The sequence below is a fragment of the Bacillus infantis genome, from assembly GCF_020171945.1.
Classification (GTDB): Bacteria; Bacillota; Bacilli; order Bacillales; family Cytobacillaceae; genus Bacillus_AB; species Bacillus_AB infantis_A.
Map to the genome: position 1 here is coordinate 125,474 of NZ_JAIVAP010000002.1, position 15,851 is coordinate 141,324.

Consider the following 15,851-nt stretch of genomic DNA (forward strand, 5'->3'; position numbering starts at 1 on the left):
TTCACCTGGGAAGTTCCTATAAATAATTAGTTTTAACTCTGAGCTTTTTAAAGCTCAGTTTTTTTGTGTCCAAAAAGAAGATATAATCATATCAGCAGGCACTGATTATTGTTTTCTGTGCCAGAATAGGAAGCAAAGGAGCAAAAAAAGATGCGGACTTTATGGCATGGAGGACATATATACACCCTTCAGCAAGAAGGGCATAAAACTGAAGCAGTCATGACCGAGAATGGAAAGATCCTGGGGGCAGGGCCGCTGGAAGAATTGAAAAGAAACTACTCGGTAAAACCCTCTGAAATGAGGGACCTTGAGGGAAGCTTGATGCTGCCCGGATTTGTGGACAGCCATATGCACTTAATCGGACATGGAGAAAGGCTGATAAGACTTGACTTGTCCGGCTGCACCACTAAAGCAGAAGTGCTTGACTCTGTGAAGGAGTATGCAGGCAGGTTTCCAAAAGGCAGCTGGATCATCGGCGAGGGATGGAATGAAAATTTATGGGACATCCCTGACCCCTTGCTGGCAAAGGAGCTTGATGAAGCGGTCCCTGAACATCCGGTCTGCCTGAAGAGGATTTGCCGGCATGCAATCGCCGTCAATTCGAAAGCATTGGAAGCAGGCGGAATTACCCCGGATACCATTTGCCCTCCAGGCGGGGTCATTGAAAAAAGTGAGGAAGGCCTTCCAACTGGCCTTCTGAAGGATCAGGCCCAGGAGCTTATTTTTTCTATTCTGCCGGGGGCATCGGGAGAGTATCTTGAAACGGCGATGCGTGCAGCCATACAGGATGCCTATGCACTGGGCCTTACAGGGGCACATACTGAGGATCTTAATTATTATGGCGGCTTCCAGGGTACCTATGGGACATTCAAGGAGGTCATTGGCGAAGATAAACTAGCTTTCCGCGCCCACCTGCTCGTCCATCATGAGGTTATCAATGAGATGAAGCTTGAGGGCGGAAATTATCTTGGCGGGGATGAGTGGATAGAATTCGGTGCAATGAAGATTTTTTCAGACGGGGCTTTGGGAGGCCGGACCGCTTTGCTGAGCCATCCGTATGCGGATGATCCTTCAACCTCAGGAGTGGCCATTTTTACACAGGATCAGCTTGACGGGCTATTGAAAAAAGCCAGGGAGCTGGATATGCCGGTTGCCATACATGCCATTGGTGACAAGGCTTTTGAAATGTCGCTGAACAGCATTGAAAAATACCCGCTGAAAGGAAAAGGCAGGGACCGGCTTATTCATGCACAGATATTACGAAAAGAACTCCTTCCGCGAGCAAAAAAGCTGCCGCTTATACTGGATATCCAGCCAAGATTCCTGGCTTCTGACTTTCCGTGGGTCATCAGCAGGATCGGCGAAGAGCATATGGACTACTGTTATGCCTGGAAAACATTGCTTGATGAAGGAATTCCGTGTGCAGGCGGATCTGATGCGCCAATCGAGCAAGCTGACCCGCTCCTCGGCATCCATTCTGCGGTTACAAGAACCAGCAGCGATGACCCCGGGAGGATTGCCTATATCAAAGAGGAGGCATTATCCATGTACGAAGCTGTTTCCTTATATACAAAAGGAAGCGCATATGCAATCTGCCATGAAGGTGACAGGGGAATGATCAAGGAAGGATATCTTGCTGACTTCACAATCCTTGACCGGAATATATTCGAAGAAGATCCGGAGGCACTCCTCCGCACACGAGTCAACGAGACAGTAATAGGTGGAAAAACCGTTTATAAGCGCGGACAGAATTAAGCGGGCGAATGCCGGCTAAAACGAATAGGTTGCCAGTTTTTTTCTTTTGGCTTTATAATTATTTCGATATTAGAAAGAATCGAGGCTAACCAACAATGACAGATACTGAAGTAAAACAAGGGGCCCTGTATGCAGGGCTGTCTTATTTGATATGGGGCATCCTGCCGATCTACTGGAAGCTTCTCAATCATGTGAGTGCTGATGAAATTCTGGCCAGCCGGGTTTTCTGGTCCTTCATCTTTATGCTGGCTGTACTCGCCCTGACCAGAAAATGGCCGGATTTTATCAAGACATTGAGAGGAATACGGAATAACAAGAAGCAAATGCTCGCTCTGACAATTGCCTCTCTGCTCGTAAGCTGCAACTGGTTCATATATATTTGGGCAGTCAATTCCGGCCAGATGATTGAAGCAAGCCTTGGCTATTATATCAACCCGCTGGTCAGTGTCCTTCTGGGTATAGTCGTTTTAAAAGAAAAGCTTTCTTCTGTGCAGACAGTTTCTTTCCTGCTGGCGGCTGCGGGTGTGCTTATCATGACCCTCTCTTATGGCAGATTTCCATGGATTGCGGTTGCGCTTGCTTTATCTTTCGGCCTTTACGGTTTGGCAAAAAAACTGATCAAGGTGGAATCTGCCATTGGACTGACGCTCGAAACGATGGTGGTCATGCCATTGGCACTTGGATATCTGATCTATTTATTTGCAGACGGAAAGCAGTCATTCCTGGCCATCTCCACAGGAACGGATCTCCTGCTGATCGGTGCAGGGGCAGCCACTGCGATCCCGCTTCTGTATTTTGCCAAAGGAGCACAGAAAATTCCGCTTTCCATGCTGGGTTATCTGCAGTATATCGCCCCGACATTGACACTGCTGCTTGGCATCTTTGTATATGGTGAAGAATTCACAAAGACCCATCTGGTCGCATTCTTGTTCATTTGGCTTGCTTTGACCGTCTACTCGCTGTCCAAGACTAAGCTATTTGCCAATATGAAATGGAAACATGGGAAAGGGCTGGGGATGTAAAAAGGAAGAGGCGAAGGCCTCTTCCTTTTTCTATTGTACGTCCCTTGGCCAGAGCTGCAGGTTAGGTGCGTGGAGGGCAGGCAGCCAAAGGGCTTTTGTGCTTAGGGTACGGTGAATTGAACGGGATTTTGAGGTGCGTGGGGGGCGGGAGAATAAGTGAAGTCATGTACCGCAGCAGGCTCCTGGGGTACATGAGTGTATAAAAAAAAGTGAAGTCATGTACTCCAACAGGCTCTTGGGATACATGAGTGTATAAAAAAAAGTGAAGTCATGTACTCCAACAGGCTCCTGGGATACATGAGTGTATAAAAAAAAGTGAAGTCATGTACTCCAGCAGGCTCCTGGGATACATGAGTGTATAAAAAAAGTGAAGTCATGTACTCCAACAGGCTCCTGAGATACATGAGAGTAGAGAAAAAAAGGAAGTCATGTATCCCATCTGGTATCAGGTTACATGACTCCGCTGCGGGTTTTTGACAATTTTCAGACAATCCGCCTTTTTTATAGAAAACTCCTCTTCACCTTTTCCCAGAAGGAGTTGTCCTTAAGTTTGACGGTCTTGATTTGTTTGCCGCTCAGCTTGGCTTCGATTTTTTCGACATGCTGGATGCTTAATGCTTCGTTGTCCATTCCCATTGTCGGGTGGTCATTGCCATCCTGGATGACTCTGAGGGTCAGGCTGCGGCCGCTGCTCAGGATGAATGATGAACCAAGTGTCCTGTAGCGGTTATTGTTCAGGGATGCCAGTTCGCTGACCTGCAGGCAAGGGAGCATAGGGTCAACGATGGCGCCATTGACCGATTTATTATAGGCTGTACTGCCTGTCGGGGTTGCGACAATCATGCCATCTCCCCTGAAGGTTTCGAAATGGAGATTGTCGATAAATACATCCATAACAAATGTTTTGATGATTGCAGACCGTATGCTGAATTCATTCAGGCAATAGAAGGAGGATTCATCATCCACCTTAATCTCCATGGTCGGGTATCTCCTGACTTCAATCTGTTCATTGGCCATTGCTTCAATCATCTTGGATGTGTCATCAATATGGAAATCGCAGTACATGCTCAATGTGCCGGTCGTAGAGATGCCCGCGTACAGGCAGTCCTCGCGGAAACCGGTCTTGCGCACGGCCTGAAGAAAGGTTCCGTCACCGCCAATGCTCACAATGATATTAGCCTGTTTAAAGTCATTGACTATGGTGAATCCGTATTTTTCGGCCAGCTCATAAAGATGGCCCGCTTTTTCCATCATTTCAGAATCTTTCTTATGATAAAAATATAAGTTTCGGCGCGTCACTTTCATTCCTCCCATTCAAAATGATAATATTTGCGTATGATTGGTATTTTGCGGCAATAACGTTTATTGTCATCAGTGTACATGTTTTTGAAACATTTTAAAAGTTATTGCGTATTAACACATGGAAAAGGAAAAAAAGGAGGAGAAGATATGAATGGAAAAAGATGGGCGGCTCTTGGGATAGCTGCTGCACTGCTGTTTTTCTCCATTATTACTAGTGTGCTGTCGACTTTCGCATTTAGAAATGCCGAAAGTACATTTGCGGATATGTTTCCGGTTGATGAAGCATTTGCCGAAGAAATTATTGAACCGGGCAGCAATTCAAAGAAAATTGCCGTCCTGAATGTAGATGGGACCATCCAGGATGCCGGAGATGCCAGCTCACTGTTTGCCAGTCCCGGCTATAACCACAAATCTTTCATGAAAAAGCTGGACCATGTTAAAGAGGATGATAGCGTGAAAGCGGTCATTCTCCGCGTGAATTCCCCAGGAGGCGGTGTGGTGGAAAGCTCGGAGATCCATGATAAGATCGTAGAAATCCAGAAGGAAGCGAAAAAGCCTGTATACATATCTATGGGATCCATGGCTGCTTCCGGCGGCTATTATATTTCTGCTCCTGCTGAAAAAATCTATGCCAGCCCTGAAACCCTCACAGGCTCCCTGGGTGTCATCATGCAAGGCTATAATTATGCAGGACTTGCCGAAAAGTACGGTGTGGAGTTTGTAACAATCAAAAGCGGGCCTTATAAGGACATCATGAGCCCTACGAGGGATATGACCGAGGAAGAACGGGAGATTCTCCAGTCTATGATCGACAATTCTTATGAAGGCTTTGTTAAAGTCATTTCAGAAGGAAGAGGCATCCCCGCAGACCAGGTACGGAAAATCGCCGACGGACGGATTTATGACGGCCGCCAGGCAAAAGAGCTGAATCTGATTGATGATTTCGGCTTCTTTGAAGATGTTGTCGATGAACTGGAGAAAGACCATAAGCTTAAGGGTGCACAGGTTGTCAGCTATTCGGAAAATATGGGCTTTGGCTCCCTGTTCAGCATGGGTGCGCGGAAAGTGATGGGCGATGATATTGAAATGGCCGGCATGATGAAGCTATTGTCACAGCCGAATGCCCCGCGCCTGATGTACATGTATTCAGAATGAGGAGGGATGGCAAATGACCACAATAGACAGCCATTTGGAAAAAGATTCTCCTGCTGACAATCATTCACCAGCCCGCCCGCCTTATGAAGATCAAATGGCAGCACCCCGTTTTGCCGGTTTTTGGATGAGGTTCTGGGCCTATCTGGCCGATCTCATTGTCATTGGCAGCATTAACCGCATCATTGTGCATCCGATTTTTCGGGCGGTGGATCTTCCCCTTGCTGATTCCGGGATTTTCACTCCGGCAAATATCGTCACAAGCATCATTTTTTATGCCTATTTTGTTCTGATGACAAAGTATTTCAGGCAGACGCTCGGGAAAATGATATTCGGGCTGAAAGTAGTCAGCCTTAAAGAAGAAGAAATGTCCTGGAGCACCATATTGTTCAGGGAGTGGGTCGGGCGCTTCATTTCCGCCACTATTTGTATTGGCTATATCATTGTCGCTTTTCTGCCGAAAAAACAGGGGCTTCATGACCTGTTTGCCGATACAAGCGTCATTCACGAAAGAAAATAACGAATAATTGAAAGAATCGCCTGCCGGCCTGCTGCCGGCAGGTTTATTTTTTTTCCCAAAAGGAAAGCCTAGACTTAGCGTCTGGATATCTTTAGCAGAATAATAATGCGAAAAAATACACCAGCCCGTTAATAGGGGGTGATCGGATGTGGTGGGTGATCCTGGGGACAGCTGCAGCAGTCATTCTGCTTTTGCTCATTATTCTTCTTTTCTCAAAGCTTACAGTTTTCTTTAACTTCTATCATGGCCAGGATAATGACCATATATCAATAAAGTTCAGGGCCTGGTTCGGCCTTATCCGCTATAACATACAGGTTCCGCTGATAAAAATCGATGATGACTCTCCTTCCATTGTTGTTGAAGAGAAAGTAGAAGCCGGCCAGAAGGAGAAGAAGAAGCAGGAAGACCGGAAAAAATTCACACCGGAGGACTTTCTGAACAGTATCAAGGATGCCGAGGAGCTTATACGCCATATAATTGGCCTCCACACGATCATCCGGCGATTTCTGAAAAAGGTGGCAATCAGGGATATCAAATGGCATACATTGGCCGGAATCGGGGATGCGGCGCATACTGCTGTCCTTGCAGGGATAATCTGGTCTGCAAAAGGAAGCCTGATCGGCATCCTCAGCAACTATATGAGGATGAGGGAGATGCCCGTTTTGTCGGTGACCCCCCATTTCCAGGCAGCTGTCTCCCAAACCCGTTTTTCATGTATGTTTCAATTCCGCATCGGGCAAGCTATGTTGGCAGGAATTAAACTGATTAAATATTGGAAAGGCGGAATGCCGGACTTTAGGACAAAGCCGTTATCCGTGCTATCTGATAATAAAACAAAATCCGTTTAGATGAGGAGGAAGTTTACTATGTCTGATCATCCGATACAAGGCTTGATGACGACCGCAATGGAAAATTTGAAAGAAATGATTGATGTAAATACAATCATCGGGGACCCGGTTGAAACTCCTGATGGAAGTGTGATCCTTACCGTATCAAAGGTTGGATTTGGATTTGCAGCAGGCGGCAGTGAGTTTATGCTTGAAGGATCAGGCCGCGAGGGAGAAGGCAAACCGAAGCATCCGTTTGGCGGAGGAAGCGGCGGCGGGGTTTCCATTACGCCGATTGCTTTTTTAATCGTGAGTTCCCATGGAGTTAAAATGGTCCATCTGGACGAAAGCACACATCTATATGAAAAAATCCTTGATTTGGCTCCTCAGGCAGTTGATAAGATCCAGCAGATGATGTCAAAGAATAACGGATCAGGAAACAGCGGCCAGGATGGAAAGAGCGAAGGCCAAAGCAGCCAGAACCGCTCGAACGAATACAATGGACCAAAGCATGACCTGGACTTCTAAAATGGATGTTTGAAAAGGCTGGCCTTCGTCCCCGGAGACAGCCTTTTCTATTGCAAAAATGGAATGGCTTTTCATTGCAAAAAGATTTTCCAGGAAGTATGATTGCACTGTACATATATGAAAAAATAAGGAGGAAGAAACCAATGGCATCAATTACTTTTAAAGGAAATCCGGTTACTTTGCTGGGGAATGAAGTGAAAGCAGGAGACCAAGCTCCGGAATTTAAAGTGCTTGCCAATGACTTATCTGAGGTGACGCTTGCGGATTCCAAGGGCCAGGTAAGACTGATCAGTGTTGTTCCCTCTATTGACACAGGCGTTTGCGACGCCCAGACACGCAGATTCAATGAAGAAGCATCAAAGCTTGATAATGTAAAAGTTCTTACAGTCAGCGTAGACCTTCCTTTCGCACAGAAGCGCTGGTGCGCGGCTGCCGGCATTGAAAATGTCCAGACAGTTTCAGACCACCGCGATCTCTCTTTCGGTGAAGCGTACGGAGTAGCGATCAAGGAGCTCCGCCTTCTTGCACGGGCAGTATTTGTTGTTGATTCCAATGACAAAGTGGCTTATGCCCAATATGTGAGCGAAGCAACTGACCATCCTGACTATGAAGCCGCAGTGGAAGCTGCAAGTCAAGCTGAATAAACTTCGAAGAACCCCGGGCAATCGGGGTTTTTATATGCCTTAAGAATGCCCAGGCTGTATTCCACAATCTCCTGAATGGCAGGCGGCGGGCTTGTGATCCTGCCGGAACCCCGTTACAATAAGACAATAATATTTTAGCAGGAGGAATGAATTAGTGAGTATCACTCCCGTAGAAGAACTGTTCTCAGTCTTTAACGAAACAGCTATGATCTTGCAGGAAGAACTGCAATGTACATATTTAGAGGCGCTTGCAGAAACAGGCGATAATATTTTTCAAGAGTCCATTCTCCAGGACGGACTCAGTGAGCTTAGCGTAAAAAGGCTGAAAAAAAGCTATGAGTCGCTGAATCTTGACCTTTATACAAGCGAGAATATCAGAAAGTCGTTTCAGCTGGCCATTTTAAAGGGCATGAAGGAAAATGTGCAGCCAAACCATCAGATGACACCGGATGCTGTCGGAATGCTGACGGGTTATCTTGTGAATAAATTTGTCGGTGCGAAATCTTACCGCCTTCTGGACCCGGCGGTCGGGACAGGCAATCTCCTTACCACTGTCATCAATCAGCAGGAAGGAAAAAGCATTGAAGCTGTCGGGTCAGATGTGGACGACCTTCTCATCAAGCTTGCCTACATCAATGCCAACCTCCAGAAGCACCCGATCCAATTCTATAACCAGGACAGCCTTGAGCCCTTGTTCATTGAAAGCGTGGATGCAGTCATCAGCGACCTTCCGGTTGGGTATTATCCCAACGACATAAGGGCGCAGGATTATGAGCTGAAGGCAGACGAGGGCCATTCTTATGCCCATCATCTTTTCCTGGAACAAAGCATGCGCCATGTAAAGGAAGGCGGCTATCTGTTCCTGATTGTGCCTAATGGCCTGTTTGAAAGTGAACAGGCGGACAAGCTGAAGGAGTATATAGGCAAGACAAGCATCATCCAGGGCCTGCTTCAGCTCCCGGAAACATTGTTTAAAAATAAAAATGCCGCAAAAAGCGTTTTTATCCTCCAGAAAAAAGGTGAAGGGGTCACAGCTCCGAAGCAAGCCTTGCTTGTGAACATGCCGAGCCTATCAAAAACTGAACAGGTCGAGAGGATCCTTAAGCAGGTGGACGCCTGGTTCAGGGAAAACAAGATATAAAAAGACAAAAGCATGATTCCAGACTGGATCATGCTTTTTCTTTTTGCATAAGAAGCAAATAATTTAATGGGGCTGTCCAGCCTCAATACATGCCCGCAGAAGTTTTCAAAATGAGGGGGATGCGAATGCCGCCGCATTAATCGGCAGTCTTTAAATGGAAGTTCTGTTTTAGCAGAAGAGCCGCAGGGGTAATGGGAAAATAGAAGCGAAGATAATCGAAATGTCGGAATACACTTAATTTTTACTGTAAACGATACCAATTATGAATGTTTCTTGAAATCATGCAAGTACAGTGATTAAATGGGGAATTGAGAGATAAAATGATGCCAGTTGCACACAATAAATGTGTACCACATCAGGCATTAGATAAGCATCGGTGTTATATAAAGGCTGGCATCCTGGAGAAAAAAGAGATACATTTTCCCCTTGATCCCCATTGCACTGGTTAAACATACAGGACGTATGCGAGTCCGCATTTAAAAGGAGCGACATATCGTGGCGAAAATTATTGCAATTAATGCTGGAAGTTCTTCATTGAAATTTCAATTATTTGAAATGCCAAGCGAAGAAGTAATCACAAAAGGTTTAATTGAAAGAATTGGTCTGAATGATGCGGTTTTCAGTATTTCTGTCAATGGCGAGAAGCAGACGGAAGTGACGGAAATCCCTGACCATGAGGTTGCAGTCAAGCTTCTGCTCAACAAGCTGACTGATCTAAAGATCATTGAATCCCTGGATGAAATTGAAGGGATCGGCCACCGTGTAGTACACGGAGGAGAAGAGTTTGCAGATTCTGCGGTTATCACGGAAGACGTGCTGAGTAAAATTGATGCCCTTTCCGAGCTGGCTCCTCTTCACAATCCTGCAAACATTACAGGAATCAAGGCATTCCAGCAGGTGCTTCCAAATGTGCCGGCAGTAGCTGTTTTTGATACTGCATTCCACCAGACAATGCCTGAAAGCTCGTTCTTGTACAGCCTTCCTTATGAGTATTATGAGAAGTTCGGCATCCGTAAATACGGCTTCCACGGAACTTCACATAAATATGTATCAGAGCGTGCAGCAGAGCTTCTTGGCCGTCCGCTTGAGCAGCTTCGCCTGCTTTCCTGCCACTTGGGGAACGGTGCGAGCATCGCGGCCATCGAAGGCGGAAAATCAATTGATACATCCATGGGCTTTACACCGCTTGCCGGTGTGACAATGGGTACCCGTTCAGGGAATATTGACCCTGCTTTAATTCCATTCATCATGGAGAAAACAGGCAAGTCTGCTGATGAAGTACTTAATGTACTGAATAAAGAGAGCGGGATGCTTGGGGTTTCCGGTTTCTCAAGCGACCTTCGCGACATCGAGGTTCAAGCGTCTGAAGGCAACGAAAGAGCAGAGCTTGCTCTTGAAGTGTTTGCAAACCGGATCCACAAATATATCGGCTCTTATGCTTCCCGTATGTACGGCGTAGATGCCATCATCTTTACAGCGGGCATCGGCGAAAATAGTGCTGAAATCCGTGAGCGTGTCCTTCAGGGACTGGAATTCATGGGCGTATATTGGGACCCTGCATTGAACAAGGTCCGCGGCGAGGAAACATTCGTCAATTATCCTCACTCACCGGTCAAGGTCATCGTCATCCCGACAAATGAAGAAGTTATGATCGCCAGGGATGTAGTAAGGCTTGCGAAATAATATTTGAATTACTGGAAGGACGAAGGAGCCAAGGCTTCTTTGTCCTTTTGTTTTTCTGCCTTCTCCATTCAATGAAACAGGATTTGCCTGAACCTATATGCTATACTGAACAAAAACACTGGCAAGGAGGATGAATATATGGCTTTAAACGGACGGGAAGAACAGGCTTTATCTGAGATCGCACAATGGGAAGACAAGCTGGCGCAGTATGAATCCAATGATTTGGAGCTGACCTATGACAAATATCTGGAAAAGGCATTCCTGCTGCTTCCTGAGAAAACTCAGCAGCAATTTTTTGCGTCCCTGGATAACTGGCTGTTCCATCTCCATGCCTTGATCCAAAGCTCACAGCTCCAGCTGGATGCAAAGGAGCGGATCCTTTCTGCAGGCCGCATCTTTGACGCGGGCATTGAAACAGTGGAAGATCTGGCCTCATTGGATATCAATCAGCTGCAATACATAGCCAATCAGCAGATTGCCCGCCACCGCCTTTACTCATTTGCACAGGGAGGGGCTTCGGGGACCGGCGGAGTGCTGCTGCTTGGATCTGATCTTCCTGCCATGGCTGTCATCAACTTGCGTGCAGTCCAGCTCATTGCGATGACATATGGAATTGAAGTGAACACGCCTTATGAGATGATGGTTTCCTTAAAGGTGTTTTGCTCATCGATCCTGCCGCCTCGGCTGCAGGGACAGGCTTGGGAGCAGCTTTTAGCCGAACTGGAGAATGCGGAAGAAGCTTATTTTTATGAGGGACAGGAGGAACTGACAGACATCGCATGGATGGGACAGCCAATTAAACAGCTTTTTAAAGGCCTGGCTATAGCGGCTTTCAAAAGGAAATCCATCCAGGGCATCCCGCTTGTCAGCATGGCCATAGGAGCAGGGGCAAACTATCAGTTTACCAGGAAGGTCACTGATTTCGCCCACAAATATTATCAGTACAGGTATTTGCTGAAGAAGCAGGGAGACGTGCGATGAGCAGCGAAGAACATAAAAAAGAAGCTCCAAAAACAGTCAGATGCAAAATCATTACTATCAGTGATACAAGAAATGCGGAGACTGACAAAAGCGGAAAGCTGATGAAGGAGTTCCTTGAAGCGGAAGGCCATCTGGTATCTTCCTATCAGATAGTGGCGGATGAAAAAGAAAAAATCAGCGAGGCGGTTCTGGAGGGATGTTCAGACCCGGAGATCGATGCAGTACTTACCAATGGCGGGACTGGAATTGCTTTAAGGGACGTAACCATTGAAACGGTGAGCGCTCTTTATCAAAAGGAAATTACCGGCTTCGGAGAAATATTCCGTATGCTAAGCTACCAGGAGGACATCGGCCCGGCTGCAATCCTCTCCCGCGCTTCTGCTGGCATCATTGAGAATACTCCGGTCTTTTCCACACCGGGATCATCGGGTGCAGTAAGGCTGGCTATGCATAAATTGATCATCCCGGAGCTCGGGCATGTTGTCAGGGAAGTAAAGAAGGATCTTGGATAAAAAGATTGCGGGGCGCCATTATGGCGCCCCGCCTTTTTGCTTCCGTGCACATTATTCCTGTGTAATATCAGCGATGCAGTTTTCCCCCGATTTCCTGATTGGCCCTGTACCACAGCCAAAGATCGTTGATGATGGAAGCAAGGTCTGCGATCTCGCTGTTCAGTCTGCATGAAAGCTCAAAATTTTCTTCATCTGCAAGCTGGTCCTGCCTGCGGTTTATCTGTGACTCAAGCTCCGATATCCTGTCCGGGATCCCCCCGCGGATTTTCTCCCATGTATACAGGATTTCCTGGCGCTCTTCCTGCGGGTACTCTTCCCACTCGCCGTCCAGCACAGGAACCGCAATCCCCATTCGCCCATCCAAAACAAAAACATCCTCCATCTCATCCGTCCCCTTAAAATAGGCTGCTTTTATTGTACATGGTGACAGGCACCTATACCAGTCGGCTGACTGGTACAGGTGCCTGTCACCATGGGTGGTGTGATAAATTTTTATACATTTTAACGAATAACTATTGAATTAATCCTGGAATATTGTTAGAGTAATAACTAGTTAATTGTATAAAAACATAATTTAAATGAATATTTATTCGTTCATCTATAGAGGAGGAAATTTTCATGTCAAATCAAAAAGTTGTTTTAGCATACTCAGGCGGACTGGATACTTCTGTGGCGATTAAATGGCTTGGCGACCAGGGTTACTCGGTGGTTGCGTGCTGCCTTGACGTTGGGGAAGGCAAGGATCTGAAGTTCATCCAGGAAAAGGCGCTTAAAGTGGGAGCCGTCCAGTCATATGTGCTGGATGTGAAAGAAGAGTTTGCGAATGAATATGCACTTGCAGCCCTTCAGGCGCATGCTCTTTATGAAGGCAAATACCCGCTTGTATCTGCTCTTTCAAGGCCCCTTATTGCTAAAAAGCTTGTTGAAGTGGCTGAAAAGGAAGGCGCCGTTGCGGTTGCCCATGGCTGTACAGGAAAAGGAAATGACCAGGTAAGGTTCGAGGTATCGATACAGGCGCTTAATCCAGATCTCAAGGTGCTCGCGCCTGTAAGGGAATGGAAATGGTCCAGAGAAGAAGAAATCCAATATGCAAAGGATAATAATATCCCGATTCCGATCAATCTGGATTCCCCGTTCTCCATAGACCAAAACCTCTGGGGCCGCAGCAACGAATGCGGGATCCTGGAAGATCCATGGGCTGCACCGCCTGAAGAGGCCTACGATCTGACAACCAGCCTGGATTATACGCCTGACACCCCTGACATTGTGGAAATTGAATTCAGTAAAGGGGTGCCGGTAAGCCTGAACGGAAAAGCTTATCCGTTATCCGAATTGATCCTTGAGCTGAACCTGATGGCAGGCAAGCATGGAGTCGGGCGCATTGACCATGTTGAGAACAGACTTGTCGGCATCAAATCAAGGGAAGTCTATGAATGTCCCGGAGCCATGACACTGATCAAAGCGCATAAAGAACTTGAAGATCTTACCCTTGTGAAAGAGCTTGCCCATTTCAAGCCTGTCATCGAGAAAAAACTGACTGAGCTGATCTATGAAGGGCTTTGGTTCTCGCCATTGAAAAAGGCTTTAACGGCTTTCCTTGAGGAAACACAAAAGCATGTGACTGGAACTGTAAGGGTGAAATTGTTCAAGGGGCACAGCATCGTCGAAGGCAGAAAATCTCCCTATTCCCTTTATGATGAAAAATTGGCCACCTATACCTCTGAAGATGAATTCGACCATAATGCTGCTGTTGGCTTTATCCAGCTATGGGGTCTGCCGACCAAGGTTCAAAGCATTGTACAAAATAAGAAGGTGACAGTGTGAAGAAACTTTGGGGAGGAAGATTTACGAAATCAGCAGAGGAATGGGTGGATGAATTCGGCGCCTCCATTTCCTTTGACCAGGAGCTTGTTGAGGAGGATATAGAGGGAAGCCTTGCGCACGTGGAAATGCTGTCCAGCTGCGGCATCATTGAAAAAGAGGAAGCAGCACAGATCCAAAAGGGGCTCAAGCTGTTAAAGGAAAAATCCCAGGAAGGGGAGCTTCCTTTCTCCGTAAAGCTAGAGGATATCCATCTGAACCTGGAAAGCCTGCTTACGGACGAAATCGGGCCTGTCGGCGGCAAGCTTCATACAGGCAGAAGCAGGAATGACCAGGTAGCAGCAGATATGCATCTGTATCTAAAGAAACAGGCAGCGCATGTTATCGAGCTGATTGAAGAGCTCCAGGCAGCGCTCCTTTCCCAGGCAGAGGAGAATGTGGAGACCCTCATGCCGGGCTATACTCATCTTCAGAGAGCCCAGCCCATTTCTTTTGCGCATCACTTGATGGCTTATTTTTGGATGCTGGAAAGGGATAAGGAGAGATACAGTGAGAACTTGAAAAGGATCAATATTTCTCCTCTTGGTGCAGGAGCCCTTGCCGGCACAACCTTTCCGATCGACCGCGAGCTGACAGCGAGTCTGCTCGGCTTTGATGACATCTATGAAAACAGCATGGATGCCGTAAGCGACAGGGACTTTATCATTGAATTCCTCTCAGCAAGCAGCATCCTGATGATGCACCTGTCCCGTTTCAGCGAGGAAATCATTCTCTGGTCCAGCCAGGAATTCCGGTTCATTGAGCTCGATGACAGCTTTGCAACAGGCAGCAGCATTATGCCGCAGAAGAAAAACCCGGACATGGCGGAGCTGATCCGCGGAAAAACTGGCCGTGTCTATGGCAATCTTGTCAGCCTGCTTACGGTACTGAAGGGGCTGCCTCTCGCTTACAACAAAGATATGCAGGAAGATAAAGAGGGCATGTTTGATACGGTCAAAACGGTTATTGGCTCACTTAAAATTTTTTCCGGCATGGTTGCATCCATGAAGGTTAACGGTGAAGTAATGGAGAGTGCCACGAAAAGCGATTTTTCCAATGCGACAGAGCTCGCAGATTATCTTTCAGGTAAAGGTCTCCCATTCAGGGAAGCGCATGAAATTGTCGGGAAGCTTGTACTTGACTGTGTGAATAGAGGCTGCTTCCTTTCCGGCCTGCCAATGGATGTATATAAAGAGGCAAGCTCACTTTTTGAAGAGGATATTTATGAAGTCCTTGACCCGAGGGCAGCTGTCGCGAGAAGGAACAGCCAGGGGGGCACAGGGTTTGCCCAAATAAAAAAGGCGCTGGAAAAAGCAAAAGGCCGCCTGAAGGACAAAGCCTATTCATAACAATAAAGGCCGCTGCAGGGAAGCAGCGGCCTTTAACTTTTATTCCGGGTCTTTTTCGGTCCTGACCACTAGCACATCACAAGGGGCATAGCGGGTGATATGCTCGGAGACGCTGCCGATGAGGAAGCGTTCGACTGCATTCAAACCAGTTGCCCCGCAGACGATCAGATCTGCATGCTGGACCTTGGCAATTTCCTTGGGGATCTTCACTTTCGGAGAACCATAATCTGTCACATATTCCACATTTTCTACTCCAGCCTCCACTGCTTCCTGCTGATACTTTTTAAGCAGCTCGCCTGCAAATGTGTCAGCCCTTTCAGCAATTGTCCTGTCATAGGCTTCGACAGTTGCAAAGGTGCGTGTATCGATGATATGGGCAAGGGTCAGCCTGGCTTTGTTCCTGACCGCTATACCGACTGCCTTCTTGAAGGCCCATTCCGCCTCTTTGGAACCGTCTACTGCTACTAAAATGTTTTTATACGTGAGCGTCATTTGCATCTCCTCCTTTTACCTTTATTATACATTACCCCAAAATGCATAACTGTTACAGAAATTCGAAAGATAGTATAGATGAA

General features: G+C 46.9%; 16 protein-coding genes. 13 read left to right on the forward strand and 3 right to left on the reverse strand.

Translation table 11 applies throughout. The annotated features are described in order from the left end of the window. The first annotated feature begins 150 nt into the window (after positions 1–150). Positions 151–1,755, forward strand: coding sequence for an amidohydrolase (locus LCM00_RS04725; RefSeq protein WP_224898408.1), 1,605 nt, complete (start codon positions 151–153; stop codon positions 1,753–1,755). 95 nt (positions 1,756–1,850) lie between these two features. Beyond that, positions 1,851–2,777 (forward strand): EamA family transporter RarD, encoded by a 927-nt coding sequence (gene rarD, locus LCM00_RS04730; protein ID WP_224898410.1) that lies wholly within the window; start codon positions 1,851–1,853, stop codon positions 2,775–2,777. 501 nt (positions 2,778–3,278) lie between these two features. Here the strand turns inward: rarD and LCM00_RS04735 are convergent. Beyond that, entirely contained in the window at positions 3,279–4,082 is an 804-nt protein-coding gene (locus tag LCM00_RS04735) for an NAD kinase (RefSeq protein ID WP_404802140.1), read from the reverse strand. 144 nt (positions 4,083–4,226) lie between these two features. On the opposite strand from LCM00_RS04735, the gene sppA reads away from it, so the two are divergent. The 9 genes from sppA (at position 4,227) to LCM00_RS04780 (ending at position 12,067) form a co-directional block, all read left to right on the forward strand. Continuing rightward, positions 4,227–5,234, forward strand: a complete 1,008-nt coding sequence (gene sppA / locus LCM00_RS04740; RefSeq protein ID WP_224898414.1) for a signal peptide peptidase SppA — start codon at positions 4,227–4,229, stop codon at positions 5,232–5,234. A 13-nt stretch (positions 5,235–5,247) separates the two neighbouring features. Beyond that, positions 5,248–5,751, forward strand: a complete 504-nt coding sequence (locus LCM00_RS04745; protein ID WP_404802141.1) for an RDD family protein — start codon at positions 5,248–5,250, stop codon at positions 5,749–5,751. A 146-nt stretch (positions 5,752–5,897) separates the two neighbouring features. Further along, the gene (locus LCM00_RS04750; RefSeq protein ID WP_224898416.1) at positions 5,898–6,599 is read left to right on the forward strand and encodes a DUF2953 domain-containing protein; all 702 of its coding nucleotides are present in this window, start codon (positions 5,898–5,900) and stop codon (positions 6,597–6,599) included. Between the two features lie 18 nt (positions 6,600–6,617). Beyond that, positions 6,618–7,106: a GerW family sporulation protein gene (gene ytfJ, locus LCM00_RS04755; RefSeq protein WP_101550517.1), complete on the forward strand. Its 489-nt coding sequence runs from the start codon at positions 6,618–6,620 to the stop codon at positions 7,104–7,106. Positions 7,107–7,249: 143 nt separating this feature from the next. Then, complete coding sequence (gene tpx / locus LCM00_RS04760; RefSeq protein WP_224898418.1) at positions 7,250–7,750, forward strand: thiol peroxidase; 501 nt, start codon at positions 7,250–7,252, stop codon at positions 7,748–7,750. A gap of 154 nt (positions 7,751–7,904) precedes the next feature. Continuing rightward, positions 7,905–8,891, forward strand: coding sequence for a class I SAM-dependent methyltransferase (locus LCM00_RS04765; protein ID WP_224898420.1), 987 nt, complete (start codon positions 7,905–7,907; stop codon positions 8,889–8,891). A gap of 495 nt (positions 8,892–9,386) precedes the next feature. Continuing rightward, a complete protein-coding gene (locus LCM00_RS04770) occupies positions 9,387–10,574 on the forward strand; it encodes an acetate kinase (RefSeq protein ID WP_224898422.1) in 1,188 nt (395 codons plus the stop codon). A 138-nt stretch (positions 10,575–10,712) separates the two neighbouring features. Beyond that, entirely contained in the window at positions 10,713–11,555 is an 843-nt protein-coding gene (locus LCM00_RS04775) for an EcsC family protein (protein WP_224898424.1), read from the forward strand. Beyond that, positions 11,552–12,067, forward strand: a complete 516-nt coding sequence (locus tag LCM00_RS04780; RefSeq protein ID WP_224898426.1) for a MogA/MoaB family molybdenum cofactor biosynthesis protein — start codon at positions 11,552–11,554, stop codon at positions 12,065–12,067. Before LCM00_RS04775 ends, LCM00_RS04780 begins: the two co-directional genes overlap by 4 nt. A 67-nt stretch (positions 12,068–12,134) precedes the next feature. On the opposite strand, the gene LCM00_RS04785 is transcribed toward LCM00_RS04780, so the two are convergent. After that, positions 12,135–12,449, reverse strand: a complete 315-nt coding sequence (locus LCM00_RS04785; RefSeq protein WP_224898428.1) for a hypothetical protein — start codon at positions 12,447–12,449, stop codon at positions 12,135–12,137. Positions 12,450–12,685: 236 nt separating this feature from the next. Between LCM00_RS04785 and LCM00_RS04790 the strand changes: the two genes are divergently transcribed. Both LCM00_RS04790 and argH read left to right on the forward strand, forming a co-directional pair. Next, positions 12,686–13,891 (forward strand): argininosuccinate synthase, encoded by a 1,206-nt coding sequence (locus LCM00_RS04790; protein ID WP_224898430.1) that lies wholly within the window; start codon positions 12,686–12,688, stop codon positions 13,889–13,891. Then, positions 13,888–15,276 carry an argininosuccinate lyase gene (gene argH / locus LCM00_RS04795; protein ID WP_224898432.1) on the forward strand — a complete coding sequence of 463 codons (1,389 nt, stop codon included), beginning with the start codon at positions 13,888–13,890 and terminating at the stop codon, positions 15,274–15,276. The genes LCM00_RS04790 and argH overlap by 4 nt, the downstream gene beginning before the upstream one ends. Positions 15,277–15,315: 39 nt before the next feature. Here argH and LCM00_RS04800 read toward each other — a convergent pair whose 3' ends face one another. After that, entirely contained in the window at positions 15,316–15,768 is a 453-nt protein-coding gene (locus tag LCM00_RS04800; protein ID WP_224898434.1) for a universal stress protein, read from the reverse strand. Between the last annotated feature and the right edge of the window lie 83 nt (positions 15,769–15,851).

Excerpts from the sequence above, each read along its gene's own strand:
- LCM00_RS04725 (WP_224898408.1), top strand. The coding sequence starts at position 151 with ATGCGGACTTTATGGCATGGAGGACATATATACACCCTTCAGCAAGAA.
- rarD (WP_224898410.1), top strand. The coding sequence starts at position 1,851 with ATGACAGATACTGAAGTAAAACAAGGGGCCCTGTATGCAGGGCTGTCT.
- LCM00_RS04735 (WP_404802140.1), bottom strand. The coding sequence starts at position 4,082 with ATGAAAGTGACGCGCCGAAACTTATATTTTTATCATAAGAAAGATTCT.
- sppA (WP_224898414.1), top strand. The coding sequence starts at position 4,227 with ATGAATGGAAAAAGATGGGCGGCTCTTGGGATAGCTGCTGCACTGCTG.
- LCM00_RS04745 (WP_404802141.1), top strand. The coding sequence starts at position 5,248 with ATGACCACAATAGACAGCCATTTGGAAAAAGATTCTCCTGCTGACAAT.
- LCM00_RS04750 (WP_224898416.1), top strand. The coding sequence starts at position 5,898 with ATGTGGTGGGTGATCCTGGGGACAGCTGCAGCAGTCATTCTGCTTTTG.
- ytfJ (WP_101550517.1), top strand. The coding sequence starts at position 6,618 with ATGTCTGATCATCCGATACAAGGCTTGATGACGACCGCAATGGAAAAT.
- tpx (WP_224898418.1), top strand. The coding sequence starts at position 7,250 with ATGGCATCAATTACTTTTAAAGGAAATCCGGTTACTTTGCTGGGGAAT.
- LCM00_RS04775 (WP_224898424.1), top strand. The coding sequence starts at position 10,713 with ATGGCTTTAAACGGACGGGAAGAACAGGCTTTATCTGAGATCGCACAA.
- LCM00_RS04780 (WP_224898426.1), top strand. The coding sequence starts at position 11,552 with ATGAGCAGCGAAGAACATAAAAAAGAAGCTCCAAAAACAGTCAGATGC.
- LCM00_RS04785 (WP_224898428.1), bottom strand. The coding sequence starts at position 12,449 with ATGGAGGATGTTTTTGTTTTGGATGGGCGAATGGGGATTGCGGTTCCT.
- LCM00_RS04790 (WP_224898430.1), top strand. The coding sequence starts at position 12,686 with ATGTCAAATCAAAAAGTTGTTTTAGCATACTCAGGCGGACTGGATACT.
- LCM00_RS04800 (WP_224898434.1), bottom strand. The coding sequence starts at position 15,768 with ATGACGCTCACGTATAAAAACATTTTAGTAGCAGTAGACGGTTCCAAA.